This window comes from Mycolicibacterium smegmatis (assembly GCF_001457595.1).
GTDB lineage: Bacteria > Actinomycetota > Actinomycetes > Mycobacteriales > Mycobacteriaceae > Mycobacterium > Mycobacterium smegmatis.
On record NZ_LN831039.1, the window covers coordinates 2,179,634 to 2,205,536 of the forward strand.

25 protein-coding genes are annotated in these 25,903 nt (G+C 68.5%); 13 read left to right on the forward strand and 12 right to left on the reverse strand.

The genetic code is table 11. The annotated features are described in order from the left end of the window. Positions 1-19: 19 nt before the first annotated feature. Together AT701_RS10350 and AT701_RS10355 are read right to left on the reverse strand one after the other, a co-directional pair. Positions 20-1,207 carry a Cmx/CmrA family chloramphenicol efflux MFS transporter gene (locus AT701_RS10350; protein WP_058125780.1) on the reverse strand — a complete coding sequence of 396 codons (1,188 nt, stop codon included), beginning with the start codon at positions 1,205-1,207 and terminating at the stop codon, positions 20-22. Further along, positions 1,207-1,959, reverse strand: coding sequence for an SDR family oxidoreductase (locus AT701_RS10355; protein WP_058125781.1), 753 nt, complete (start codon positions 1,957-1,959; stop codon positions 1,207-1,209). The genes AT701_RS10350 and AT701_RS10355 overlap by 1 nt, the downstream gene beginning before the upstream one ends. Before the next feature lie 77 nt (positions 1,960-2,036). On the opposite strand from AT701_RS10355, the gene AT701_RS10360 reads away from it, so the two are divergent. Continuing rightward, on the forward strand, positions 2,037-2,630 hold the full coding sequence (locus AT701_RS10360) for a TetR/AcrR family transcriptional regulator (RefSeq protein WP_058125782.1): 594 nt from the start codon (positions 2,037-2,039) through the stop codon (positions 2,628-2,630). 1 nt (position 2,631) lies between these two features. Here AT701_RS10360 and AT701_RS34705 read toward each other — a convergent pair whose 3' ends face one another. Then, a complete protein-coding gene (locus tag AT701_RS34705; RefSeq protein ID WP_157892534.1) occupies positions 2,632-2,808 on the reverse strand; it encodes a hypothetical protein in 177 nt (58 codons plus the stop codon). Positions 2,809-2,832: 24 nt separating this feature from the next. Between AT701_RS34705 and AT701_RS10365 the strand changes: the two genes are divergently transcribed. Next, positions 2,833-3,591 (forward strand): YggS family pyridoxal phosphate-dependent enzyme, encoded by a 759-nt coding sequence (locus tag AT701_RS10365; protein ID WP_011728103.1) that lies wholly within the window; start codon positions 2,833-2,835, stop codon positions 3,589-3,591. A gap of 11 nt (positions 3,592-3,602) precedes the next feature. Here AT701_RS10365 and AT701_RS10370 read toward each other — a convergent pair whose 3' ends face one another. Next, positions 3,603-4,574 (reverse strand): NADPH:quinone oxidoreductase family protein, encoded by a 972-nt coding sequence (locus AT701_RS10370; protein ID WP_003893402.1) that lies wholly within the window; start codon positions 4,572-4,574, stop codon positions 3,603-3,605. Between the two features lie 117 nt (positions 4,575-4,691). On the opposite strand from AT701_RS10370, the gene AT701_RS10375 reads away from it, so the two are divergent. Together AT701_RS10375 and AT701_RS10380 are read left to right on the forward strand one after the other, a co-directional pair. Next, positions 4,692-5,780 carry an NAD(P)-dependent alcohol dehydrogenase gene (locus AT701_RS10375; protein WP_058127594.1) on the forward strand — a complete coding sequence of 363 codons (1,089 nt, stop codon included), beginning with the start codon at positions 4,692-4,694 and terminating at the stop codon, positions 5,778-5,780. A 42-nt stretch (positions 5,781-5,822) separates the two neighbouring features. Then, the gene (locus tag AT701_RS10380; RefSeq protein WP_058125783.1) at positions 5,823-6,749 is read left to right on the forward strand and encodes an alpha/beta fold hydrolase; all 927 of its coding nucleotides are present in this window, start codon (positions 5,823-5,825) and stop codon (positions 6,747-6,749) included. Here the strand turns inward: AT701_RS10380 and AT701_RS10385 are convergent. Next, a complete protein-coding gene (locus AT701_RS10385) occupies positions 6,724-8,091 on the reverse strand; it encodes a flavin monoamine oxidase family protein (protein WP_058125784.1) in 1,368 nt (455 codons plus the stop codon). The genes AT701_RS10380 and AT701_RS10385 overlap by 26 nt on opposite strands. Positions 8,092-8,119: 28 nt before the next feature. Here AT701_RS10385 and AT701_RS10390 point away from each other — a divergent pair, with 28 nt between their 5' ends. Together AT701_RS10390 and AT701_RS10395 are read left to right on the forward strand one after the other, a co-directional pair. Then, the gene (locus AT701_RS10390; RefSeq protein ID WP_058127595.1) at positions 8,120-9,100 is read left to right on the forward strand and encodes an LLM class F420-dependent oxidoreductase; all 981 of its coding nucleotides are present in this window, start codon (positions 8,120-8,122) and stop codon (positions 9,098-9,100) included. A gap of 44 nt (positions 9,101-9,144) precedes the next feature. Beyond that, the gene (locus AT701_RS10395; protein WP_058125785.1) at positions 9,145-10,704 is read left to right on the forward strand and encodes a flavin-containing monooxygenase; all 1,560 of its coding nucleotides are present in this window, start codon (positions 9,145-9,147) and stop codon (positions 10,702-10,704) included. A 26-nt stretch (positions 10,705-10,730) separates the two neighbouring features. Here AT701_RS10395 and AT701_RS10400 read toward each other — a convergent pair whose 3' ends face one another. After that, positions 10,731-11,486, reverse strand: a complete 756-nt coding sequence (locus AT701_RS10400; protein WP_058125786.1) for a helix-turn-helix domain-containing protein — start codon at positions 11,484-11,486, stop codon at positions 10,731-10,733. On the opposite strand from AT701_RS10400, the gene AT701_RS10405 reads away from it, so the two are divergent. Continuing rightward, positions 11,485-11,892 (forward strand): DUF4345 domain-containing protein, encoded by a 408-nt coding sequence (locus AT701_RS10405; protein WP_174519579.1) that lies wholly within the window; start codon positions 11,485-11,487, stop codon positions 11,890-11,892. The genes AT701_RS10400 and AT701_RS10405 overlap by 2 nt on opposite strands. 13 nt (positions 11,893-11,905) lie before the next feature. On the opposite strand, the gene AT701_RS10410 is transcribed toward AT701_RS10405, so the two are convergent. Beyond that, positions 11,906-13,021, reverse strand: a complete 1,116-nt coding sequence (locus tag AT701_RS10410) for an Rv3169 family protein (protein WP_058125788.1) — start codon at positions 13,019-13,021, stop codon at positions 11,906-11,908. 1 nt (position 13,022) lies between these two features. After that, a complete protein-coding gene (locus AT701_RS10415; protein ID WP_011728110.1) occupies positions 13,023-14,159 on the reverse strand; it encodes a phosphotransferase family protein in 1,137 nt (378 codons plus the stop codon). A gap of 46 nt (positions 14,160-14,205) precedes the next feature. Here AT701_RS10415 and AT701_RS10420 point away from each other — a divergent pair, with 46 nt between their 5' ends. From AT701_RS10420 to AT701_RS10440, 5 genes are all read left to right on the forward strand, one after another. Then, on the forward strand, positions 14,206-14,814 hold the full coding sequence (locus tag AT701_RS10420; protein WP_011728111.1) for a TetR/AcrR family transcriptional regulator: 609 nt from the start codon (positions 14,206-14,208) through the stop codon (positions 14,812-14,814). A gap of 132 nt (positions 14,815-14,946) precedes the next feature. Then, positions 14,947-16,200, forward strand: coding sequence for an MFS transporter (locus tag AT701_RS10425; RefSeq protein ID WP_174519655.1), 1,254 nt, complete (start codon positions 14,947-14,949; stop codon positions 16,198-16,200). After that, on the forward strand, positions 16,200-17,564 hold the full coding sequence (locus AT701_RS10430; protein ID WP_011728113.1) for an LLM class flavin-dependent oxidoreductase: 1,365 nt from the start codon (positions 16,200-16,202) through the stop codon (positions 17,562-17,564). Before AT701_RS10425 ends, AT701_RS10430 begins: the two co-directional genes overlap by 1 nt. Before the next feature lie 14 nt (positions 17,565-17,578). Continuing rightward, positions 17,579-18,253: a PIG-L deacetylase family protein gene (locus AT701_RS10435; RefSeq protein WP_011728114.1), complete on the forward strand. Its 675-nt coding sequence runs from the start codon at positions 17,579-17,581 to the stop codon at positions 18,251-18,253. 19 nt (positions 18,254-18,272) lie between these two features. Beyond that, positions 18,273-19,307 (forward strand): zinc-dependent alcohol dehydrogenase family protein, encoded by a 1,035-nt coding sequence (locus AT701_RS10440; RefSeq protein ID WP_058125789.1) that lies wholly within the window; start codon positions 18,273-18,275, stop codon positions 19,305-19,307. Here AT701_RS10440 and AT701_RS10445 read toward each other — a convergent pair. After that, entirely contained in the window at positions 19,304-20,071 is a 768-nt protein-coding gene (locus tag AT701_RS10445; protein ID WP_058125790.1) for an enoyl-CoA hydratase, read from the reverse strand. The two genes, AT701_RS10440 and AT701_RS10445, sit on opposite strands and share 4 nt — an antisense overlap. Positions 20,072-20,158: 87 nt before the next feature. Between AT701_RS10445 and AT701_RS10450 the strand changes: the two genes are divergently transcribed. Then, positions 20,159-20,740 (forward strand): TetR/AcrR family transcriptional regulator, encoded by a 582-nt coding sequence (locus AT701_RS10450; protein ID WP_058125791.1) that lies wholly within the window; start codon positions 20,159-20,161, stop codon positions 20,738-20,740. Between the two features lie 88 nt (positions 20,741-20,828). Here AT701_RS10450 and nuoN read toward each other — a convergent pair whose 3' ends face one another. From nuoN to nuoL, 3 genes are read right to left on the reverse strand one after another with little or no spacing between them, the layout of a single operon-like run. Further along, positions 20,829-22,394, reverse strand: coding sequence for an NADH-quinone oxidoreductase subunit NuoN (nuoN, locus tag AT701_RS10455; protein ID WP_058125792.1), 1,566 nt, complete (start codon positions 22,392-22,394; stop codon positions 20,829-20,831). Between the two features lies 1 nt (position 22,395). After that, positions 22,396-23,985 carry an NADH-quinone oxidoreductase subunit M gene (locus AT701_RS10460; protein WP_058125793.1) on the reverse strand — a complete coding sequence of 530 codons (1,590 nt, stop codon included), beginning with the start codon at positions 23,983-23,985 and terminating at the stop codon, positions 22,396-22,398. Then, positions 23,979-25,898: an NADH-quinone oxidoreductase subunit L gene (gene nuoL, locus AT701_RS10465; protein WP_058125794.1), complete on the reverse strand. Its 1,920-nt coding sequence runs from the start codon at positions 25,896-25,898 to the stop codon at positions 23,979-23,981. Before nuoL ends, AT701_RS10460 begins: the two co-directional genes overlap by 7 nt. Between the last annotated feature and the right edge of the window lie 5 nt (positions 25,899-25,903).

The window sequence follows — 25,903 nt, forward strand, 5'->3', positions numbered from 1 at the left end:
CGGCTGGCGTGCGGAGGTGTCACCCACAGCCGACCGCCACCCCGACAGGTTCTGCCGCGCGCCGCGGCGCGCGGCCCACCAGCACGTCGACGGCGAGCAGAAGCAGCGCCACCACGCCCAGACCCGCGCCGATCCACGGCACCGACGGGTAGCCCAGACCCGCGGTCAGCGCGAGGCCCGCGAGCCAGGGACCAGCGCTGATACCGACGTTGAACGCCGAGATGTTGCCGGCCGAGGCCAGCGTCGGCGCGCCGGGCGCGATGCCGAACACCCGAGAGTTCAGCGCCGGGTTGGTGCCGAAACCGGCGAAGCCCAAGACGACGGCCAGGATCGCCACGGCCGCGGGCACGTCGGCGGTGACCGACAGCAGCGCCAGCACGACGGTCAGCATGCCGAAACCCGCCGCGAGGACACCGCGCGGCCACCGGTCGGCCGCGAACCCGCCACCGGCCATGCCCGCGAGTGACCCGAGGCCGTACCCGAGCAGAACCAGCGGCACCCAGTCGGCACGCACCCCGGTGGTGGTGATCAGCATGGCGCTCAGATACGTGAAGGTGCCCAGCAGTGCCGCGGTGGACGTCGCGGTGAGCCCGTAGGACAACCACAGGCGCGGCACCGCCACACCGCGGAGCTCGTCGCGAGCGCGCAGCACCGTGTGCGCGCGGGTGTCGGGGACCGCGGTGAGCACCGCACCCGCGGCGACCAGGGTCAGCGCCGTGACGGTCCAGACCGCCGCTCGCCATCCGAAGTGCTGGCCGATCCAGGTGCCCGCGGGCAGGCCGACCACCATCGCGACGGTGATACCGCCCGCGACGACGCTCATCGCGCGGCCGCGCCGGGCGGGGGAGACCAGCGCCATCGCGGTGCTCGCACCGACCGCCCAGAATCCGGCGTAGACGAAGGCCGCGACGAACCGTGTCGCCAACAGCACCGCATAGGAGTCGGTCAGTGCCGCGACGATGTGCGCGACGACGAACACGCCCAGGAACGCGAGCAGGGCCCGCCGACGGGGCCACCGCAACGTGCCTATCGCCAGGATCGGCGCACCCACGAGCATGCCGAGCGCGAACACCGACACCGTCAGGCCGGCCTGCGGGATGCTGACCGCGAAATCAGCCGACACCTCGGGGAGCAGGCCCGCCAGCATGAGTTCGCTTGTCCCCTGGGCGAATATCGCCGCCCCGAGAACCCAGATGGCAACCGGCATCAGAGCATCGACCCGCCGCTGGCGTCGAGCCACTGACCGGTGATCCAGCGCGCGTCGTCGGAGGAGAGGAACGCGACCACACCGGAGATGTCGTCGGCCTGCGCGACGCGGTTGAACGGTGACTGCGCGGCGATCGCGGCGCGCCCCTCGGGTGTCGACAGTCGCTCGGCGTTCATGTCGGTCTCGGTGGTGCCCGGTCCGACGGCATTCACCGTGATGCCGCGTGGGGCAACCTCTTTGGCGAGTGTTGCGGTGAACGAGTCGAGCGCGGCCTTCGAGATCGCGTAGGCCATGAGTTCGGGCATCCGGCCGCCGTGCGTGAAACGCGTCGACACGTTGATGATCCGCCCATGGTCACGCAGACGCGACAGGCCGTGCTGGGTGATGAAGAACGGTGCGCGGGTGTTCACCGCCAACACCTCGTCGTAGGTCTGCTCGGTGAGATCGGCGAACGGGATTCGGCCGCCGAGGATCCCGGCGTTGTTCACCAGGATGTCGAGCCCGTCGGCGTTTCGGTCGAAGGCTTGCCACAGCGCGTCGGCGTCGCCGGGCACGCCGAGTTGCGCGCGGACGGTGAACGTTTCGCCGCCCTTGTCGCGGATCAGCTGCGCGGTCTGTTCGGCGGTGTCGGCGTTGGTGCCGTAGTGCACGCCGACGCGTGCGCCGTCGCCGGCCAGCCGGATCGCGATGGCGCGGCCGATGCCGCGTCCGCCGCCGGTGACCAGCGCTGTCTTGCCGTCGAGAGTGGACACGTGCCCATCCTTTCTTTAGCGATCGTTACAAAAAAGGACGTTAGCAGATTCTCTAGCGACCGCTCTAGAATGTGTGGATGGCAACAGTCCGCGGGAGACCCCGCTCGTTCGATCGCGACGCCGCGCTCGACAAGGCGATCCGGCTGTTCTGGGAGCGTGGGTTCGAGGCGACCTCTACGCGCGACCTCAGTAGCGCGCTCGGCATCGGCATGCCCAGCATCTACGCGGCGTTCGGCGACAAACGTCAGCTCTTCACCGAGGCCGTCGAGGTCTACGACGCCCGCTACGGCGGCTTCATCGACGCCGCGCTCGACGAGGAGCCCACCGCGCGTGCGGCCGTCGCACGCATCCTGGCGCAGGCCCCAGGCCGGTACACGCGCCGTGGCCTGCCCAGCGGATGCCTGATCATCAGCGGTGACGACGGCAGCGCCGACGAGACCGTGGGCGCCACGCTGCGCCGCATCCGCGAGAAGAAGACCCAGACGGTGGCCGACAAGATCCGCGCCGACATCGCCGCAGGCGAGCTGCCCGCCGACACCGACGCACTTGCTCTCGCGCAGTTCGTGATGTCGACCCTCAGCGGCATCGCCCAGGCCGCGCGTGACGGCATACCCCGCGCGAGGCTCGACCAGGTCGCCGCCATCGCCCTGCGGGCCTGGCCCCAGCGCTAACTCATTGCACCGCCACCGCCACCGCCACCGCCACCACGCCCGCGACCGTGCACTTCTGCACCGCGACCGTGCGCGTCTGCCGCACGCCACGCCGCACATCAGCAGCACTGCACGCACGCTCGTCGGCACCGAGCGTGCGGCACCGAGCGGGACCGAGCGTGCGGCCAAGACCGAGCACACAGCCAAGAGGGACAATGAAGCCATGACCGGCAGCGACACGACCGCCTACTCCACCGCACGTACGGTCGAGGACTTCACCCGCAACCTGCAGGCCGTCAACACGCGAATCGGCGCCGCGCTGCAGCGCGCCGGCCGCGAACCCGGTGAGGTGCGGCTACTTCCGGTCAGCAAGACCGTCGATGAGGACCGGCTGCGCGTCGCGGCGGCCGCGGGCTGCACGATGTTCGGCGAGAACAAGGTGCAGGAGGCGATGCGCAAGTGGCGCAACCTGTCCGATCTCGACGTGGAGTGGTCGGTGATCGGACACCTGCAGACCAACAAGGCCAAGGACGTCGCCGAGTTCGCCGCCGAGTTCCAGGCCCTCGACAATCCGCGGGCCGCCGCGGCACTGGATCGCAGGCTGCAGGCCCTCGGACGCCAACTCGACGTCTACGTGCAGGTCAACACCTCGGGTGAGGAGTCCAAGTACGGCCTGGCGCCCGACGACGTCATCCCGTTCCTGAAGACCCTGCCCGCCTACACCGCGCTGCGCGTGCGCGGCCTGATGACCATCGCGGTGTTCAGCACCGATCCCGAACGCGTCCGCCCGTGCTTCCGGCTGCTGCGCAGCCTGCGTGATCAGGCCCGCGATCTCGACCTGATCGGCCCGGGCGAGCTGTCGATGGGCATGTCCGGCGACTACGAACTCGCGATCGCCGAGGGTTCGACGTGTGTGCGCGTCGGGCAGGCGATCTTCGGTGCCCGCCCGACGCCGGATTCCCAGTACTGGCCCGGCAACTGAGGCTCAACCGCTCAGCGCAGTTTGAGCACCACCTTGCCCTTGGCGCTGCGATTCTCCAGTGACGCGATGGCCTGCGCGGCCTGCTCCAACGGATACACCTCGACCTGCGGCGGGGCGACCGCGCCGGAGGCCAGCAGCGGCTCCAGTTCGGCCCACTGCTCCTGCAGATAACCCGGGTGCGTGAAAGTCCACGCACCCCAACCCGCGCCGATCACCTCGATGTTGTTGAGCAGCAACCGGTTCACCTTCACCTGGGGGATCTCGCCGCCGGTGAAGCCGACCACCAGCAGGCGCCCGCCGACCGCCAGCGAGCGCAGCGAATCGGTGAAGCGGTCACCTCCGACGGGGTCGACCACCATGTCGACGCCGCGACCGTCGGTCAACTCCTTGACCGCGTCACGGAAACCGTCGGCCAGCACCACATCGGATGCGCCTGCGGCCCTGGCGATCTCGCCCTTCTCCTCGGTGGACACCACCGCGATGGTGCGGGCCGCGCCCAAAGCGGGCGCCAGGCGCAGCACCGACGAACCGATTCCGCCAGCGGCGCCGTGCACCAGAACCGTCTCGCCGCCGGACAGCCTGCCGCGGGTGCGCAGCACGAAGTGCACGGTCATGTCGTTGAACAGGATTCCCGCCCCGGCGTCGAACGGCACCGCATCGGGCAGCTTGAACACGCGATCCTCGGGCAGCGCAACCACTTCCGCCATACCGCCGGACAGCATCGTCAGGCCCAGCACACGATCGCCCGCCGCGACCGACGCGCCTGCCGGTGCGCTGCGCACCACACCGGCCACCTCGGCGCCGGGGGAGAACGGCAGGTCCGGCTTGTACTGGTAGAGGCCTCGCGTCAGCAGCGCGTCGGGAAACGCCACGCCTGCGGCGTGGACGTCGATCAGGACGGCGTCATCACCGGACGGTTCGTCGACCTCGACCACTTCCACCGCGTCGGGACCGTCGAGACGGGTTATCAGTGCAGCGCGCATGGAGACCTCTCTGTCAGTTGTCGGCCCAATTCTGCGCCCACGGTCGCGGCAAGGCGTCGCGAGGCCCGGACAGGGCCGGTCGTGACACGTGTCAAGTTGGTCGCCTACGATCGCCGAATGCTCAATGCGCGCGCCGCGGTGCTGCTCGACGCCGGAGCGGACCCGCGGCTCACCGACGTGCAGGTCCGCCCGCCGGTCGGCGACGAGCTGCTCGTCGAGATCGAGGCCGTGGGGATCTGCCATACCGACATCAGCGTGGCCGCGCGCTTCCGCAAGGTGCCGATGGTGTTCGGCCACGAAGGTGCGGGCACCGTGATCGACGCGGGCCCGGCCGCCGCAGGCCGCATCGGGGAACGTGTGGTGCTCACGTTCACCAGCTGCGGGGTCTGCGACCGTTGCGGCGCGGGCAGTCCCGCGTACTGCGACCACTCGACCGATCTCAACATGCGCGGCGGCCGCCTCGACGAGACCGCGGCGCTGCGGCTCGGCGGGGCACCGGTCGCCGGGGAGTTCTTCGGCCAGTCCAGCTTCGCCACGCACGCGATTTCCAAGAGCCGCAACGCCGTCACCATCCCCGGTGACCTGGACCCCGCGCTCGCCGCCCCGCTCGGCTGCAGCGTGCAGACCGGCGTGGGCGCGGTGCTCAACGTGCTCACACCCGGCGCCGCCGACGCCGTGGTCGTGTTCGGGGCCGGCGCCGTCGGCCTGTCGGCGGTGATGGGCGCGCGCATCGCCGGATGCCGCACCATCGTCGCGGTCGACCCCGTCGCGCGACGACGCGCGCTGGCCACCGAACTGGGCGCAACCATCACCATCGACCCGACGGACACCGACGTGACCCGGGCCGTGCTGGACGCCACCGGGGGAGCGGCCGGCGCCATCGACACCACCGCACGCCCCGACGTCATCGCCACGGCCGTCATGGCGCTGCGGTCCCGCGGAACCCTGGCCCTGCTCGGACTCGGCGCCCTGACCGCCGAGCTACCGGTCGCGCTGATCATGGGCAAGGGACTGACGGTTCGCGGCGTCGTGGAAGGCGACAGCGAACCGCACACCTTCCTACCGCGGCTGCTGGAGCTCCACCGCCGTGGCGAACTTCCGGTGGACAAGCTCGTGACGACGTACCCCTTCGACGACTTCGACCGCGCCTGGACCGCTGCCAAGGCCGGTGAAGTGGTGAAACCGGTGCTCATCACCAGACGGTAGGCTCGACAAAGATCAGGCAGCGACGCCGATGACGGGAGCAGTATGACCCTTCCACAGTTACCTCAAGGACGTACCGTCGAGGTCCGTGCGGTCGACGGTGTGCGACTGCACGCGCAAACATTCGGGCCCGAGGACGGCTACCCGATCGTGTTCGCGCACGGCATCACGTGCGCCATCGAGGTGTGGGCCCACCAGATCGCCGACCTGGCCGGCGACTACCGCGTCATCGCCTACGACCACCGCGGCCACGGGCGCAGTGAGACCCCGCGCGGCCGCAACCGCTACAGCCTCAACCACCTCGCGGCCGACCTGGACGCGGTGCTCGACGCGACGCTGCGGCCCGGCGAGCGGGCCGTCATCGCGGGCCACTCCATGGGCGGCATCGCGATCACGTCGTGGGCGCAGCGCTACCCGAGCCGTGTGCAGACCTGCGCCGACGGGGTCGCCCTGATCAACACCAGCACCGGGGACCTGCTGCGCGACGTGCAACTGGCACAGGTGCCCACGCGGTTGAGCACCACGCGGATCCGCACCGCGGGCACCATCCTCAAGACCTTCGGCAGCACCCCGGTCCCCAAGCTGGCCGACGCCGCCAACAGGCGCTTCGTCGCCCATCTCGCGGTCGGCCGCGACGCCGATCCGTGGGTGGCCGACTTCGTCTACCGCCTGTTCGCCACCACCCCGCCGACCGGACGCGGTGCGTGGGGGCGGGTCCTGGTGGACAACCTCGGCCCCAAGCACATTCCGCTGCACAACCTCACGGTGCCGACGCTGGTGATCGGCAGCGCGCAGGACCGGTTGTTGCCCATCAACGCTTCCCGCCGCATCGCCGACACCGTGCCCAACCTCGCGGCGTTCGTCGAACTGCGCGGCGGACACTGCGGCATCCTCGAGCGTCCCGACGAGGTCAACGCCCAGCTGCGGAAGCTGGCCGAAGCGGTGATCAGCCCGCAGCGGCTGAACTCTTGAGCGCCTCGGCCACTTCGGTGGCCGCGCGCTGCCCGGAACGCACTGCGCCGTCGAGGAATCCGGTCCACACGTCGGCGGTTTCGGTACCGGCCCAGTGGATTCCGTCGATCGGTTTGCGCAGCCACGGCCCGTAGGCGGTCCACGCCTCCGGCGGCACCGCCGCGGTCGGGCCGCCGGGCGCGAAAGCCTCTGTGCCCCAACAATGATCGAGATAGTCGATGGGGTCGCGGGCCGCGTCGCCGAAGAACGTCGCGAACCCGCCGAGTGCGCGTTGGCGCCGCTGCTCGGGCGGTAACGCGTCGAACGTGCGGGCATCGGTGAAACCGAGCAGGATTCCGGGACCCTCGTCGCCCGGGCTCACGTCGAACGTGATGAACACCGGGCCCTCGTCACTCAACGCCTCACCCGAGCACCCGTTGGCCCGCCAGAACGGCCGATCGTAGGCCGCGTAGGCCTTGCTCAGCCGTCCCTGCGGCCAGTGCGCGGCCAGTTCGGTGTACTCGGGTGGCAGCGGCGGGTCGAACTCGATGTCGCCGCGGTGCTGCGGGGCGATCGCGATGACCACCGCGCGCGCCCGCACGTGGCCGGTGGTGAACGTGACGCCGATGTCGCCACCGGAGTGGCGTTCGATGCGCTGCACCGGCGCGTCGAGCGCGATGCGTTGGCCCAGTTCATCGGCCATGCGCAGCGCGATCTGCTGCGTTCCCTCGACCAGCCGGTCCTGCTGTGCGCCGCCTTCGACGTCGAGCAGTCGGGTGAGTCCGCCCGCGGCCTTCACGTACCGCACGGCATGCAGCATCGACACCTGATCGGGTTCGGCGCCCCAGGTCACCCGCGACATGATCGCCATGAGATTTCGGGTCGACGCGTTCGCGTGCACATACCGCAGCCAGCGCTCCATGCTGTACTGGTCGAGCTTGTGCGCGAGCGAACCGTTCCACGGTTCGGCGACGTCGACGTGGCGGAACAACCGCTCGAACCGCCACTGGATCCGCGACACATCGAGCAGTTCGATGATCGACAACCGGGGGATGGTGCTGCGGTAGGACCGCACCCGCCCGTGCCAGCGGATCAGGTTCTTTCCGCGGTTGTAGGTGGGCACCGTGGCGCAACCGAGTTCGGCCGCCAGACCCAGCACCGCGTCCTGGGTGGGACCGACGAACGTGCCGCCCAGATCGACCGGCACCCCGGCGATCGTCGCGGTCGAAGAACGACCCCCCACCCGGTCACGGCCCTCCAGGACCACGACGTCGTACCCGAGCTGCACCAACCTGCGTGCCGCCGTCAAACCGGCGAAGCCGGCCCCCACCACCGCAACGTCGGCGCTCGTCGGGATGCTCATGTCACTAGGCTCTCACGCCGTGAAGATCATGACCGCCCTGTTCGGTCCCACAGATGCCATAGAACGAACCCATGCCCTCGTCGAGGCCGGTGCCACGGGGGTCTTCACCTTCGAAGGCCCGCACGACGTGTTCGCGCCACTCACGCTGGCGTCGACCGTCGGAGGCGTCGACCTCATGACCAACGTGGCGATCGCGTTTCCCCGCAACCCGATTCACCTGGCCCACCAGGCGATCGACCATCAACTGCTCTCCGGTGGGCGCTTCACGCTCGGCCTGGGCACCCAGATCCGCACGCAGATCGAGAAGCGTTTCGGCGCGGACTTCGAGCGGCCGGTCGGCAGGATGCGGGAACTCATCGGGGCCCTGCGGGCGATCTTCGACGCGTGGCAGACGGGGGAACGTCTGGACTTCCGCGGCGAGTTCTACCGCCATACGCTCATGACCCCGACGTTCAGCCCGGGCCCCTCGCCGTACGGCCCGCCGCCGATCTACGTGGGTGCGCTCGGCCCGCAGCTGACCCGCGCCACTGCCGAGCTGGCCGACGGCCTGCTGGTGATGCCGTTCGGCTCGAAGCGATTTCTCCACGAGGTCATCGTTCCCGCTGTGCGGGCCGGGCTAAACGCCGCCGGACGGTCGGCCGACGACTTCGCCGTCGTCCCCGAGATCATCGTGTCGGTCGGTGAGGACGACCGCGATCACGACGCCACCCGCCGGCTGCTGGCGTTCTACGGGTCGACGCCGGCGTACCGGCCCGTCCTGGACGCGCACGGCTGGGGAGACCTGCAGCCCGAGCTCAACGCGATGTCCAAGCAGGGGCGCTGGCAGGAGATGAGTGCGCTGGTCGACGACGACGTCCTGCACACCATCGCGGCCTGCGGCAGCCCCGCCGAGATCGCCGCGCACATCGCCGACCGCGTCGCCGGGGTCGGTGACCGCATATGCCTCTACCAGCCAACTCCCATTTCGTTGGACTCGCTTGCCCAGATCGTCGACGCACTGCGCACCTGAGCCCCTAATGTGGTGGTACGCGGCGGGACCAAAGGAGGTTCTCTATGGGTGCCACGGAGTCGACCGACCCCGCATACACCGACGTGTTGATCATCGGTGCGGGCATCTCAGGGATCAATGCGGCGTACCGCATCCACGAGAAGTGCCCCGGACTGACGTACACGCTGCTGGAGCGGCGCGAACGCATCGGCGGCACCTGGGACCTGTTCCGGTACCCGGGTATCCGGTCCGACAGTGACATCTTCACGCTGAGCTACCCGTACGAGCCGTGGACGCGTCCGGAGAACGTCGCCGACGGCGGTGACATCCGCGCCTACCTCACCGAGACCGCACGCAAGTACGGCATCGACCGCCACATCCGGTTCAACACCCATGTGCTGTCCGCCGATTGGGATTCGGACACCGACACCTGGACGCTGCACACCGAGCAGGACGGGCAGCGCAGGGACTACCGGGCCCGGTTCGTGTTCTTCGGCACCGGCTACTACAACTACGACGAGCCCTATCAGCCGGAGTTCCCGGGCATGGCGGACTTTCACGGGGAGGTCGTGCACCCGCAGTTCTGGCCCGAGTCGCTCGACTACACCGGCAAGAGTGTGGTGGTGATCGGCAGCGGCGCCACCGCGATCAGCCTGGTGCCTGCCATGGCGCGCACCGCGGGCCACGTGACCATGCTGCAGCGGTCACCGACGTACATGATGTCGTCCCCGCGGATCAACCCGGCGGTGCAGGCGATCCGGAAGGTGTTGCCGCGCAGGGTGGCCCACCAGGTGGTTCGGGTGCGCAACGCCATGGTGCAGTACGTGGCGTACAACTTCTTCCGCGCGGCACCCCGGCTCGGGCGGTGGGTGATCCGCAAGGCCACCATCGGCGTGCTGCCCAAGGGCTATCCGGTCGACGTGCATTTCAAGCCCAGGTACAACCCGTGGGATCAGCGGATGTGCCTGGTGCTCGACAAGGACATCTTCGAAGGGATCAGCAGCGGGCAGGTCGAGGTGGTCACCGACCACATCGACCACTTCGACGCCGACGGCATCGTGCTGAGGTCCGGCAACCGGATCGACGCCGACGTCGTCGTCACGGCAACGGGTCTGCAACTGCAGGCGCTCGGCGGGATCACCCTGCGGGTCGACGGCGACGAGGTCAAGCCCACCGAGCGGTTCGTCTACAAGGAGTTCCTGCTCGAGGACGTGCCGAACATGGCGTGGTGCATCGGCTACACCAACGCCTCATGGACGCTGCGTGCCGACATGACCGCGAAGGCCGTCGCGAAACTGTTGGCCTACATGGGTTCCCACGGGTACACCCACGCCTATCCGCACAAGGGCTCGACCCCGATCGCCGAGAAGCGCACCTGGGATCTAGAGGCCGGCTACATCCAGCGCTCCGAGCACGCCCTACCGCGCTCGGGCACCAAACGACCGTGGCACGTGCGGCACAACTACCTGCTCGACGCCATCGACCACCGTTTCGACCGCATCGACGAGTCGATGGTCTTCGGGCGTGCCCCCGCCGCCGTCCAGGTGCCCGCCTCAGCACCTTCCCCGGCACCTCCGTCAGCACCGCGAGCGGGCGCGTCTGCTGTGGAACCCGCCGCGAGTTAGCAGCAGGCGGCGCACGCTCGCGCGCACTACGGAACCCGGATCTGCAGTCCCGTCGCCAGCAACCGGGACGCCGAGAGCCCGAACGTGGACTTGAACCGGTCGGCGAGATGCGACGGGCTCGCGAAGCCCGAGTCGACGGCGGCCGTGGTCAGGGCGTGGCCCGCGGCCAGCAGTGCACCGGCGCGCAGCAGCCTGCACCACATGCGGTAGCGCCGCAGGCTCGTGCCCAGTTCGGCGCGGAACAGGTGCAGGAAGCGGGATTCGGACAACCCGGCTGCGGCGGCCAGGTCGGCGGCCGTCACCACCGTGGCCGGGTCGTCGCGGATCTGCTTGGCCGCCAGTTCGATCCGCGGGTCGATGTCATGGATCACCGAAGGCGCCGCGGTGTCCAGCCAGCGCACGGCCGAAGAATCGTCAGCCGGTGGGTTGAGCAACAGATCCTCGCGGTGGTGCCCGATACCGATGCCGTGGACGACGTTGTCGAACTGCCTGCGGCACGACGTGCTCCGGTGTGACGCCGGATCCAGATAACACGACACCAGCGGTCCCGTCATCACCAGATGGTGCGTCACGCGTGGGGGAATGAGCGCGGTACGCGCGGAGATACGGTCCCCACCGACATCGATGGTCAACGGCGCGTCGACCCCGACCACCAGACACCACACCGAACCCGAATGCGGTTGCAGGCCCAGGGCCGGACCCGAGTACAGACCCTGGCCGGGCCACAGCCACACCGCCGGATAGCAGGTTTGTGGAAGCGGTGCGGGTATCGGGGTCGGCATGCTGGCCTCCTCATCACCTGAGCAGGAGGTTACCTTGAGCGTCGGAGTCGCAGCAGTGATCGTGGTCGCCGGGGTGTTCTTCCTCGGCATGGGCGTCTGCGCGCTGAGGGCGCCACAGGCGCTCCTGCGGCCGTTCGACTTCGAGCTCAGGTCGGCGTCGTCGCGTGCCGAGGTGCGCGGGGTGTACGGCGGTTTCGGCCTGGCGATCGCCGCGGTCCTGGCGTACGCGGCCGTCGCACCGGCGGTGCGGACCGGCGTGTTGATCACGGTCGGCGCAGCGCTGGCGGGCATGGCGGTGGGCCGCGCGGCCTCGGCGGTGTTCGACGAGCGAACCCCGTTCTACCCCAACTGGTTCTACTTCCTGGTCGAGGCGATCGGTGCGGCAGCGCTGTTCTGGGCCGTCTGATCGCGGGAAAACCCTACGGTGCGACGGTGAGCCAGTCGGTGAAACCCGACGGGTCGTGGCGGCCGAGCGCGCCGTGTTCGAACAGGCCCCATCCCTCAGCGGGGGCGGAGCTGCCCTCGGTGCACACCGCGCGCCCGACGTGGTCGATCACGCCGAAGGCGGCACGGCTGATGATCGCCGGGTCGGTCATGTCGTAGGTGAGCCGTTCGGTGAACTTCTCGCCCTTCCACACGCCGTGCAACCAGTCCGGGTCGCCACCGTAACCGCCGCCGACGTGAATCGGCACCGCCAGTTTGGATTCCACGTCGAACCGCACCGGGGAACCGTCGGCGGCGGTCGCGTCGATGGTGGCGCCGGTGGGGATGCGGGTGCCCGAGCGGTAGTGGATCTTGATGCGCGGCCACCCCAGTTGTTCGATGCGGCCGTCTTTCCAGATGCGGGTGCAGTCGTTGAGGGAGCGGAACCCGTTGGGCTCCTCCTGGATGATCAGCACGATCGAGAACTCGTCGAACGCCATGGGCACGTACAGCCACCACATGCCCTCGAACGGCGGGTCGGCGGGGCGGCCCGCCGGTTCGGCCTCACCGATGGGCCGGATGCCCCAGGACCGGTCGCGCGACCCGATCCAGGTGGCCGGGTCGACCTCGATGTGTTCACCGTCGATCGTGAGATGCCCGCTCCACGAACCGAGTTGGGCGAAACGTTGCGCGTCGAGGGTGACGCGGTTGCCCGTGCGCAGGATGTGCGGCTGTTCCTGGACGACGTCGAACAGGCCGTTCCAGGTGAGATCGGCCTCGAGGCCGTGGGTGTCGTCGAGGGCGATCCGCAGTGTGTGCAGCGGTTCGGTGACGTCGACGCGGTATCCCATGACGTGCTGGTTGAGGCGGTCTGAGTCGATGGCGTCGGACAGGTGCACCGCGGTCTGGGTGTCACCGCGCCGTATGAGGAGAAACGCGTCCTTCACCCCGAGGTTGGGGTAGTAGCCGATGCCGGTGATGACGAAGATGTCGCCCGTGCGGTCGTGGGCGTTGAAGTACGAGCGGTCGTAGAAGTTGCGGTCCGACGATCCGGGCCACGCGATCGGTTGGGGGAGTTGGTGTACCGGGAACTCGTCCATCGGGCCGAGCATGTCAGGCCTCCTCGATCAGGCGCCGCAACAGAGACGCGTGGTAGAACAACGACTCGACGTCCTCGGGTTTCTCGATCTCTCCGAACCGGACCCGACGCGCACCGGTGCGCATGAACACACAGCACCAGATGACCCCGGAGTAGATGTAGAACCAGCGCAGATCGCCCAGTTGCGCCCCGGTCAACCGCGTGTAGGTTGCGCGAACGTCGTCCTCGCGCAGCACATCCGGAAGGCCCGGCAGGCCGGCCAGTCCGGCGAGTTCCTGGAAGACCATGTGCGCGAAGATGATCCACGAGACATCGAGTTCGCGCGGACCCACGGTCGCCATCTCCCAGTCGAGCACCGCGACGGGCTCGAAATCCTCGTAGAGCACGTTGCCGATGCGTGAGTCGCCCCACGCCAGAACGGGTTCGCCCGCTGCGACGTCGCTGGGGAAGTTGTCCTCCAGCCAGGCCAGCGCATGCTCGACCAGCGGGGAGCGCCCGATGTCGGTCACCGCGAACTCGTACCAATCTTTGAGCCACGCGAAGTGGCGGCGCAACGGGGTGTCGCCGGGCGGGTCTACATCGAGCAGGAATCCGAAGCGGTTCAGCGCGTCGGGAATCGAATGCAGCTTGGCGAGGACGGCGACCGTGCCGTCCTGCAGCAGGCGGCGCCGGTCGGCCGGTGCGTCGGCAAACCAGTTGCCGCCGAATGTATACGGCATGACGTCGGGTGGGACGATGCCGTCGACACGGTCCATCAGGAAGAACGGCGTACCCAGCACCGAACCGGTGGATTCCAGCCACCGCACCCGCGGCACCGGTACGTCGGTCAGTTCGCCGATCTGGCGCATCAATTCGAACTGGTGATCAAGCCGGTACGACGAGAAGACGGGCACGTCGCCGGGTGCGGGCGCGACGCGTGCGACGAGGCGCTGCTGTACGGGGGCGCCGTCCTCGGTCCATTCGGCGGTCAGCAGCAGGGTTTCCGACGACATGCCGTTGGAGTCCACGCCGTCCTCGACCGTGACGCGGGGTTCGGCGCCCGCGGGCAACACCGTCGACAGCCAGTCCGCGAGCGCGACGGGGACCGTGCTGACATCGCGGCTCGAAAGCTGAAGGTGGCTGACGTCCTCGACAGCCGGTTCGTTTGCCATGCGAATCTCCCTTGACCGCCGCAATTACGATACTCTCAGTTGCGTTATGAAAGCAGAGGCATCACCGCTTGGCAAGGGTGTCGGCGCGGGTCGTCCCCGTGACCCCCGGATCGACGCGGCGATCCTGCGGGCCACCGCGGAACTCCTCGTCGAGATCGGCTACGCGAACCTCACGATGGCCGCGGTCGCCGAGCGCGCGCAGACCACCAAGACCGCGCTGTACCGGCGCTGGTCGAGCAAGGCCGAACTGGTGCACGAGGCGGTGTTCCCGGCCGTGCCGACCGGTCTGGTCGCCCCCGCCGGCGACATCGCCGCCGACGTGCACGCGATGATCGCCGCCGCACGCGATGTGTTCACCAGCCCGGTGGTGCGCGCCGCGCTGCCGGGCCTGATCGCCGACGTTTCCGCCGATGCGAACCTCAACGCCCGCGTCATGGAGCGGTTCACCGGAGTCTTCGCCGCGGTGCGGGAGCGTATCGTCGACGGCATCGCGCGCGGCGAGGTGCATGCCGCGGTGAGTCCCGATCGGCTGGTGGAAATCATCGGCGGTGCAACGATGTTGCGCCTGCTCCTGGTGTCGGACGAGAATCTCGACGACGAGTGGGTACACCAGACCGCGGCGATTGTCATCCACGGTGTGACGGTCGGCCGGTGACCTGAACACCTTAAAGATCGCCGTGATGTTAACTCTCCCCAGACGCCCCGACCCTGCATAGGCTGTTCTCACGTGACTCTTGCTGACCAACGCGCCGCGTCCGCTTCCAAACCGAGTGCGCGTACCGTCGCGCTGGGTAGCGCGGTCGGAACCACGATCGAGTGGTACGACTTCTACCTGTACGCCACGGCCGCGGCGCTCGTCTTCAAACCCCTGTTCTTCCCGAACGTCTCGTCGACGGCCGGCACGTTGGCCGCGTTCGCGACCTACGCCGCGGGATTCGGCGCCCGGCCGCTGGGCGCGCTGATATCCGGCCACTACGGCGATCGGGTGGGACGCAAGACCGTCCTGGTCGCCGCGCTGCTCGGCATGGGCATCAGCACCTTCCTGATCGGCCTGTTGCCCACCTACGCACAGGTGGGGCTCCTGGCCCCGGCATTGCTGGTGACCCTGCGACTGCTGCAGGGCCTCGCCGTCGGCGCGGAATGGGGCGGCGCGGCGCTGCTGTCGGTCGAACACGCCCCGCCGGGCCGTCGCGGGTTGTTCGGCAGCTTCACCCAGCTGGGCTCACCCGCGGGCATGTTGCTGTCGACGGGCGTTTTCTCCGTGACCAGGGCGGTCTGCGGACCTGAGGCTTTCCTCGCGTACGGCTGGCGAATCCCGTTCCTGCTCAGCGCCGTTCTGGTCGTGATCGGTCTGGTGATCCGCCTGCGGCTCACCGACGCCGACGTTTTCCTCCGGGTCAAGGAAGCCGGCGAGGTCGCCCGCATGCCCGTGTTGGAGGTGCTGCGCACCCAGCCGCGCGGCGTCGTGATCACCACCGGCCTGCGGATCTCGCAGATCGCGCTGTTCGTCCTGCTCACGACGTATTCGCTGACCTATCTGCAGGATCAGACATCCGCCGGTGGCGGGGTCGGCCTGACCGCGGTGCTCATCGCGTCGGCGATCGGCCTGATCACCACCCCGCTCTGGGGCATCGTGTCCGACCGCATCGGCCGGCGCCCGCCCTATCTGTTCGGCGCGATCGCCGGCGTCGTGGCGCTCGTCCTGTTCTTCCTCGCGGCCGATTCCGGCTCGTCGGTCCTGATCATCCTGGCGATCGTGTTCGGCGTGAACATCGCGCACGACGCCATGTACGGCCCGCAGGCCGCCTGGTTCGGTGAGCTGTTCGACACCCGCGTGCGTTACAGCGGCGCGTCATTGGGATACTCGATCGGCGCCGTGCTCTCCGGCGGGTTCGCGCCGCTCATCGCGGCGTCCCTGTTGGCCGCCGGTGACGGCAGCCCGTGGCTGATCGTCGGGTACTTCGTGGTGCTCACCGTGATCACCGTCGCGGCCGCCTATTTCGCGCGCGAGACACACAAGGACGAGATCGGGGACGAGTGATGACCAGGATCTACCTGAACGCCTTCGACATGGCCTGTGTCGGGCACCAGTCCGCGGGCCTGTGGCGTCATCCGGAAGATCAGGGTTACCGCTACCGCGAACTCGGGTACTGGACGGATCTGGCCCGCACGCTGGAGGCCGGTGGCTTCGACGCGCTGTTCCTCGCCGACATCCTGGGCGTCTACGACATCTACGGCGGGTCACGCGACGCGGCCGTGGCCGACGCCGCACAGTTCCCCGTCAACGATCCGACGCTCGCGGTCTCGGCCATGGCCGCGGTCACCGAGACGCTCGGTTTCGGCGTGACGGTGTCGCTGACCTACGAGCAGCCCTATGCGCTGGCGCGCCGGTTCGCGACGCTCGACCATCTCACCGAAGGCCGCGTGGCGTGGAACATCGTCACGTCGTACCTCGACAGCGCCGCGCGCAACCTCGGCCTGGATGCCCAGATCCCCCACGACGAGCGCTACGAGATCGCCGAGGAGTACCTGGAGGTCTGCTACAAGCTGTGGGAGGCGTCGTGGGAACCCGGCGCCGTGGTGCGCGACGCGGAGCGCGGCGTGTTCACCGACCCGGCCAAGGTGCACGACATCGAGCACAAGGGGCGCTACTTCAGTGTTCCCGGACCCTTCCTGTGTGAGCCGTCTCCCCAGCGCACCCCGGTGCTGTTCCAGGCCGGTGCCTCACCGCGGGGCGTGCGGTTCGCCGCGGGGCACGCCGAGGCGGTGTTCGTCTCGGGCCCGACGCCCGACGTCGTCGCCAAACCGGTCAAGGCGTTGCGCGCCGCGGCCGCCGAGCAGGGACGAGATCCCCGCTCCATCAAGGTTTTCACGATGGTGACGCCCGTCGTCGCCGAAACCCGCGACGAGGCCGTGGCCAAGCTGAACGAGTACCGGAAGTACGTCAGCCCCGAGGGCGCGCTCGCGCTGTTCGGCGGCTGGACCGGAGTCGACCTGGCCGAACTCGGTCCCGACGAACCGCTCAAGTACGTGCAGACCGAGGCGAATCGTTCGGCGCTGGCCTCGTTCACCACGGCCGAGCGTCCGTGGACGGCAGGGGAGTTGGCCCACGAGATCGGTCTCGGTGGCCGCGGCCCGGTGCTGGTTGGCTCGGCGACCGAGGTTGCCGACGAACTCGAGCGGTGGGTCGACGAGGCCGACATCGACGGGTTCAACCTGGCCTACGTCACGACGCCAGGAACCTTCGAGGACTTTGCCCGCCTCGTCGTGCCCGAACTGCGCCGCCGCGGCCGGGTGCCCGAGCACGGTGAGCGAGTCACGTTGCGCGAACGGCTCGGTGGCGCCGGGCCGTTGCTGGCCGCCGACCATCCCGGCGCGGCGTACCGACCCGCGGGGTGGTACTGAGACACACTGGGCGGATGGACGAAGAGCCGTTCCCCACCGACTGGCAGACGGCACTGGTGCTGGTCCCGCATCCCGACGACCCCGAGTACGGCATCGGCGCGGCCGTCGCGAAATGGACCGCGACAGGCAGAACCGTGCACTATGCGCTGGCATCGCGCGGCGAGGCCGGTATCGCCGGTATGCCGCCCGAGCAGGCCGGCCCGTTGCGCGAGGATGAGCAGCGCAGGTCCGCGGCGATCTGCGGCGTCGACAAGCTCGAATTCTGGGACTACCCGGACAGCGACATCCGCAACACGCCCGAACTGCGGGCCCGCATCGCCGCGACGATCGAAGCGCTCAAACCCGATGTCGTCATCACGATCTACAGCGGTGACAGTTGGGCGCCGGACGCGCCGAACCAGCGCGATCACATCGAGTTCGCGCACGCCGTCGCCGAGGCCTACGACGAGCTCGCCGACCCGCCGCGGTGGCTGTTCGAGAACGGGCCCGAGTTCACGCACTACGAGGTGATCGACGGTTACACCGACGTCGCCGTCGATTCCCTTGCCGCACATGAGGTTTACCTGTCAGTTCTCGATCCGGACACGCCTGTCGTCGCACAGGCCCGCAAACAGGTCGAAGAAGCGACACCGGTGCGTGAGGACCTCGGCGGGCGCATCGTGCAGTTCATCGTCAAGCGCCAACACTGAACGCGCCTACGATGGGCCGGTGCGTGCTGTCGTCTGTTCCACGGTCGGTGTCCTGCCTCGCGTGACCGAGATGCCCGATCCGAGTTGCCCGTCCGACGGTGTGCTGGTGCAGGTCGCGGCAACCGGGGTGTGCCGCTCGGACTGGCACGCCTGGCGCGGCCACGATCCCGTGCAGTTGCCGATCATCCCCGGGCACGAGTTCGCCGGGGTGATCGCCGCGGTGGGCGCCGACGTCTCCGGATGGCAGGTGGGGGACCGGGTGACGACGCCGTTCGTCCTCGGCTGCGGCCGATGCGAGTTCTGCCGTGCCGGCGACGCGCAGGTGTGCCCGAACCAGGAGCAACCCGGGTTCACGCTGCCCGGGTCGTTCGCACAGCTGGTCGCGGTGCCGCGCGCGGCCGCCAACCTGGTGCGGCTGCCCGACGACGTGTCGTTCGTCGCGGCGGCGTCGCTGGGGTGCCGGTTCGCGACGGCGTTCCGGGCGCTGGTCAACCACGGTGCGGTAAAGGCCGGCCAGTGGGTCGCGGTGCACGGCTGCGGCGGTGTCGGACTATCGGCGGTGATGATCGCGAAGGCGTTCGGCGCCAAGGTGGTCGCGGTCGACGTCACCGCAGATGCGTTGGCGGCCGCGCAGCGCCTGGGTGCCGACGAGATCGTCAACAGCACCGAGATCGACGACGTCGCAACAGAAATCGTTCAGCGCACGGGTGGCGGTGCGCACATCGGTGTCGACGCCGTTGGCAACCCCGTCTCGGCCGCGGCATCCGTGGCCTCGCTGCGCCGCCGTGGTCGCCACGTGCAGGTGGGGTTGTTGCTCGGTGCCGACGCGCATACGGCGTTTCCGATGGACCGCGTGATCGCACAGGAACTCGCGATCTTCGGGTCCCACGGCATGCCCGCGGTCGACTATCCCGCGATGCTCGACCTGCTGGCCAGCGGAGCGTTGCAACCCGAACGCCTGGTGACGCGCCGGATCGGCCTCGACGACGCACCGGATGCGTTGGCGGGCATGGACAGTTTCGCGGGTTCGGGGATGACGATCATCGAACCCTAGCGCTGGATCTGCGCGTGGTTGCGTTCGGCGACCGCACGGTATCTGTCGCCGAGACCGGCGAAGTCGCGCTGCTGCGCGCCGGCGATCTGCTGCTCGGCGTCCAGTGCCGAAGCGATCACCGGATCCGTGCCACGCGTATAGATCTCTTTGAGGCCGGACATGATCGGGCACGGCACCTCGGCGATCTGCTGGGCGAGTTCGAGCGCCCGGTCCAGGAGCAGCTCGTGTGCCACCACCTCGGTGACCAACCCCAGGCGTTCGGCGCGTGCGGCGTCGACCACCTCACCCGTCATCGACAACCGGCGCGCCATCGCGGCGCCGACCACCTGCGGCAGCCGCGCCGTCATCCCGCCGCCGGGCAGAATCCCCACGCGCGCATGGGTATCGGCGAACACCGCACGTTCCGAGGCGATCAGGAAGTCGCAGCCCAGTGCCATCTCCAGGCCGCCGGTGAACGTCGCGCCGTTGATCGCGCCGATGATCGGCGTCGCCATCTGCCCGGTCTTGATGATGCAGTTGTGCGTCTGGAACTGCGCGAAGTAGTCCATACCGAGCGTCTGCGCCTGCTTGAGGTCGACACCCGCGCAGAACGCCGGGTCCGCACCGGTCAACACCACGGCCCGCACGGATGCGTCATCGTCGGCGTCCTGCAGCGCGGTGAACAGCGCCTCGATCAGCTCGCTGCCCAGCGCGTTGCGGGCCTCGGGACGGTTCATGGTGAGCACGCGGACGGCACCGTGGTCGGCGGTGAGCACGATCGTCATGTGTCGAATCTAGCGGCACCACTGTGCGCACGGTCCGCATCGCTTTGCTGCGGGCATATCCTTCTTACAGACAGACAAGGAGATCACGTGGCGAGGTCGGCCAAGGGGAACGTGGCGCACGGCGACGGACGCCAGGCGCTGATCGTCGCCACCGTGACCCTGGTGGCCCGAGAAGGCCTGAGCAAGCTGACCTACCGATCCCTGGCCGCCGAGGCCAACGTCACGCACGGCACCATTCAGCATCACTTCTCCTCGTTGGACGAGGTTCTCGAAGAGGCCCTCAACTACGCGCTGGACGTCACCCTGCCTGCCATCACCGAGGCCCGCGACGCCGGAGACTTCTACACGCACCTCGTGGATGTGATCGCCGAGCACCGTGATGTGCAGGCGTTCCAGATGGAGATGATCCTGGAATCGCGCCGCAAGCCGCGCATGGCGGCGTACGTCAAACAGCTCTACGGAATCTACGACCGCTATATCGCCGAATCACTGGCGCAGATCGGTCTTCCCGACGACGACGAACTCGCCCAACTCGTCTCGGGTGTGGGCGACGGCATCGTCTATCAGCTCATCGCGCTGGGGCCGGATCACGCCGAGAAAGCCCGCGCCCAGGTGCGTGGGCTGAGCAAGCTGATCGCCGCGTACCGGAAGTCGACCGGGGGCGGGTAGACGGCCCGCACTTTTCTTCCGCGAGCGGACACAAAGTTGCCTATCTCGGGTCCGAAAAGCGCACTCTTGCGTCTGCTCGCGAGGGAAGTTACTGCAGGAACGTCTCCGCGCTGCTGGCCAGGTCGAGCAGGGGCTGAGGCAGCGCGCCGAGCGCGAACGTGACGGCCGCGGTGACGGTGACCACCGCGGTCGACAGACCGCTGGGCACCACGAGTTCGGGCGCATCGTCGGGTGGTTCGGTGAAGAACATCAGCACGATCACCCGCACGTAGAAGTACGCGGCGACCGCGCTCGCGATCACGCCGATGATCACCAGCGGGATCGCGCCACCCTCACCGGCGGCCTTGAACACCGCGAACTTGCTGACGAACCCGCTGGTCAACGGAATACCGGCGAACGCCAGCAGGAACAGTGAGAAGACCACGCCCACAATGGGATACCGCCTTCCCAAGCCGGCCCACTGCGCCATCGACGTCTCCTCGTCGCCCGCGGCGTTGCGGATCAGCCCGACCACCGCGAACGCGCCGAGCGTGCTGAACCCGTAGGCGAACAGGTAGAACAGCGTCGAGGACACCCCGGCCGGGTTGGCGGCGATCACGCCGGTGAGAATGAAACCCGAGTGTGCCACGGCCGAATACGCGAGCATGCGTTTGACGTCGGTCTGCGTGACTGCCGTGACCGTGCCGACCACCATGGTCAAAATCGCGATCGCCCACAGCACCGGGCGCCAGTCGTCGCGCAGCGCGGGAACCGCGACGTAGAAGATCCGCAACATCGCCCCGAACGCCGCGATCTTGGTCGCGGCCGCCATGAACGCCGTGATCGAAGTCGGCGCGCCCTGGTAGACGTCGGGAATCCACGAATGGAACGGCACCGCACCGACTTTGAACAGCACACCGACGAGCAGCAGCGCCACGCCCAGCAGCGCCAGCGAGGTGTTGCCGCTGCCGGCGGCGACGGACTCCGCGATACCCGACAGATCAAGCGTGCCTGCCGACCCGTACAGCATGGCCGCGCCGTAGATGAAGAACGCCGACGAGAACGCGCCCAGCAGGAAGTACTTCAGCGCGGCCTCCTGCGACAGCAGGCGGCGCCGGCGCGCGAGCCCGCACAGCAGATACAGCGGCAGCGACAGGACCTCCAGCGCCACGAACATCGTCAGCAGGTCGTCGGCTGCGGGGAACAACAGCATGCCGCCGATCGCGAACATCGTCAGCGGGAAGACCTCGGTCTGCATGACACCGGTCTTGGTGGCCAACTGTTCGGCGACACTGCCCGCCACCGCCGAGGCCTGCGGCGTGAAATCCTCCAATCCCCGTGCCTCACCGGCGGATACGGTGGCCTTCTGGCGCTCGGCGATGAGCATGATGCCGAGGACGCCGACCAGCGCGATGGTGCCCTGCAGGAACACCGCGGGCGCGTCGAGCACGACGGCCCCGAGCACGGCCGGCCGCCCCGGTGTGCCGCTGAGCCCGCGTGCGACGAACACCACTGCGACGACGGTCGCGATCAGGCCGCCGAGAGCCAGGGTGACCTGCAGTGGGTAGCGACTCTGCCGCGGCGCCAACGCCTCGATCAGCACGCCTGCGATCGCGACGCCGAACACGATGAGCATCGGCGACAGCAGGCCGTATTCGATGCTGGGTGTGATCATGTCAGCGTGCCCCCTCTGCAATCGTCGGTGGCACAGCCGGTTCCGGATCGGTCTGTCCGATCGTGGTCAGAGTGTGCTCGACCGCCGGGTTGATCACGTCGAGTGCGGGTTTCGGGTAGATGCCGAGCACCAGCAGCAGTGCGAGCAGTGGCGCCACCACGACGAGTTCACGCGGCACCAGATCGCGCACCGGACGGTCGCCGTCACCGATCCCGTCGCGCACCGGCCCCGTCATCATCCGCTGGTAGGTCCACAGGATGTAGACGGCCGAGAGCACCAGCGCGGTCGCGGCGAACACCGCGACCACCGGATATCGCGTGAAGGTGCCGATCAGCACAAGGAATTCGCTGATGAACGGTGCCAGCCCCGGCAGTGACAACGTGGCCAGTCCGGCGACCAGGAATGTGCCCGCCAGCACCGGTGCGACCTTCTGGACACCGCCGTAGGAGTCGATGAGCCTGCTGCCACGCCGCGACACCAGGAACCCGGCGATCAGGAACAACGCGGCCGTCGAGATGCCGTGGTTGATCATGTACAGCGTCGACCCGGACTGCCCCTGACTGGTCATCACGAAGATCCCCAGGATGATGAACCCGAAGTGCGATATCGACGTGTATGCGATCAATCGCATCACGTCGGTCTGCCCGATGGCCAGCACCGCGCCGTAGACGATGCCGATCGCGGCCAGGGTGATCACCACCGGACGGAAATACGTTGACGCATCGGGGAACAACTGCAGGCAATACCGCAGCATGCCGAACGTGCCGACCTTGTCCATCACGGCCATCATCAGCACGGCCGACGCCGGCGTGGCCTCCACCGCGGCGTCGGGCAGCCAGCGGTGGAACGGCCACAGCGGCGCCTTGACCGCGAACGCGAACATGAACCCGAGGAACAGGAAGTTCATGATCGCCGGATTGACCGCGAACTCGCCGGACGATACGGCCGCGACGATCTCCCGGAAGTCGAATGTGCCTGCCGCGAACGCGTCACTGCCCGCGGTGACGACGTAGAGGCCGATCACCGCGGCGAGCATGATGAGGCCGCCGAACAGGTTGTACAGCAGGAACTTCACCGCCGCGCGGGACCGGTTCTCGCCGCCGAAGCCGCCGATGAGGAAGTACATCGGGATGAGCATGGCCTCGAAGAACACGTAGAACAGCAGGATGTCGAGGGCGACAAGGGACATGAGCACCATGCCCTCGACGGCCAGCGTGAGCGCCAGATAGGCCTGCACCGAACGCCCCGCAAGGCCGGTCTGCCTGCTCGCGTCGTTCCAGCCTGCGATGATCAGCAGCGGCACCAGCACCGCGGTGAGCACCACGAGCGCCAGGGCGATGCCGTCGACGCCGAGGATGTAACCGGTGCCGAAAGACGGTATCCACCGGTGTGATTCGACGAACTGGTACTGCGCGGCGGCCGGGTCGAACCCGATCGCGACGACCGCGGTGACCGCGAGGGTCAGCACCGACACCGCCAGGGCCAGCCACTTGGCCAGCACCTGCTGGGCGGCGGGCAACAGAATCACCACCGCGGCCCCCACGACGGGCACCGCCCACAACACCGTCAGCCAGGGAAAGGTACTCACCACAGTTGCACCGCCAGAATCGCCGCCACCACCAGAGCCGAACCTCCGAGCATCGACAACGCGTACGAGCGTGCGAAACCGGTCTGCACCTGCCGCAACGCATCCGATGTGCGGCTCACCAGAGCCGCCAGACCACCCGCGGTGCCGTCGACGGCCTTGTCGTCGACGGTGACCATGGCCGCGGTCAACGTCTGGCCGCCGCGCATGAACACGGCCTCGTTGAACGCATCCCCGTAGAGGTCCCGCCGGGCGGCCACGGTCAGCGCCGAACCCTCGGGCACCTCCTCGGGGACCGCCTGCCGGGCGTACATGCGGTAGGCGACGGCGATGCCGACCGCGACCACCGCGAGCACGATCGCCGTGACAACCCACACGGGCACCGCGTGGTGTGCCTCGTGCGCGCCGACGACGGGTTCGAGCCAGTGCGACAGGGTGCCGCCGATGGCCAGGGCGCCGCCGGACACCACCGATCCGACCGCGAGCAGGATCATGGGCCACGTCATCACCGCGGGTGCCTCATGTGGATGCACCGCTTGCATGTTCCCCGTCGCTTCGCTCGCCTCAGAAGCCCAACGCTTCTCACCGAAGAACGTCATGAGCATGACCCGCGTCATGTAGAACGCGGTGATTCCGGCGCCCAGAATCGCTGCGCCGCCCAGGATCACGCCGCGCGCACCACCGGCCCCCAGCGCGGCCTCGATGATGCCGTCCTTGGAGAAGAAGCCGGCCAGCGGCGGCACACCGATGATCGCGAGATATCCGAGGCCGAACGTGGCGAACGTGACGGGTAGGACCTTGCGCAGCCCGCCGTAGCGGCGCATGTTGACCTCGTCGTTCATGGCGTGCATCACCGAGCCCGCCCCGAGGAACAGGCCGGCCTTGAAGAAGCCGTGGGTGAGCAGATGCATGATCGCGAATGCGTAACCGGCAGGCCCGAGTCCGGCCGCGAGCACCATGTAGCCGATCTGGCTCATGGTCGACGCGGCGAGCGCCTTCTTGATGTCGTCTTTCGCGCAGCCGATGATCGCGCCGAACAGCAGCGTCACCGCGCCCACGATCACGACACCGGTCTGCGCGGTGGGTGCGAGGTCGAAGATCGGGCCGGACCGCACGATCAGGTACACGCCGGCGGTCACCATGGTGGCAGCGTGGATCAGTGCCGACACCGGCGTCGGGCCCTCCATGGCGTCCCCGAGCCAGGACTGCAGCGGCACCTGCGCGGACTTGCCGCACGCGCCGAGCAACAGCAGCAGGCCGATGGCGCTGAGCGTCGCCTCGCTGAGCCCGGGTGCGGCGGCGAAAACCCCCGCGAACGAGATCGACCCGATGGTGGCGAACATGATCATCAGTGCGATCGCCAGACCCATGTCGCCGACGCGGTTGACGACGAAGGCCTTCTTGGCCGCCGTCGCGGCCGACGGCTTGTGCGACCAGAACCCGATCAGCAGGTACGACGCGAGGCCCACGCCTTCCCAACCGGCATAGAGACCCAGGTAGTTGTCGGCCAGCACCAGCAGCAGCATGGCCGCCAGGAACAGGTTGAGGTAGGCGAAGAACCGTCTGCGGTCCGGATCTTCGGCCATGTAACCGATCGAGTAGATGTGGATCAGCGACCCGACACCGGTGATCAACAGGACGAAGCACACCGACAACTGGTCGAGTTGCAGGCCGAAGTCGACCTGCAGACCACCCACGGGCACCCAGGAGAACAGTGCCTCGTGCACGGCCCGCTCCTCGCCGGACCGGCCCAGCATCCCGGCGAACAGGACAGTGCCGACCGCGAACGCCGCCAACGACATCGCGCATCCCAGCAGGTGGCCCCAGCGGTCGCTGCGGCGGCCGGCGAGCAGCAGGATGGTCGCCCCTGCGGCGGGCAGGGCGATCAGCAGCCAGACAGGTAGCCAGTCAGTTATCATCGCGC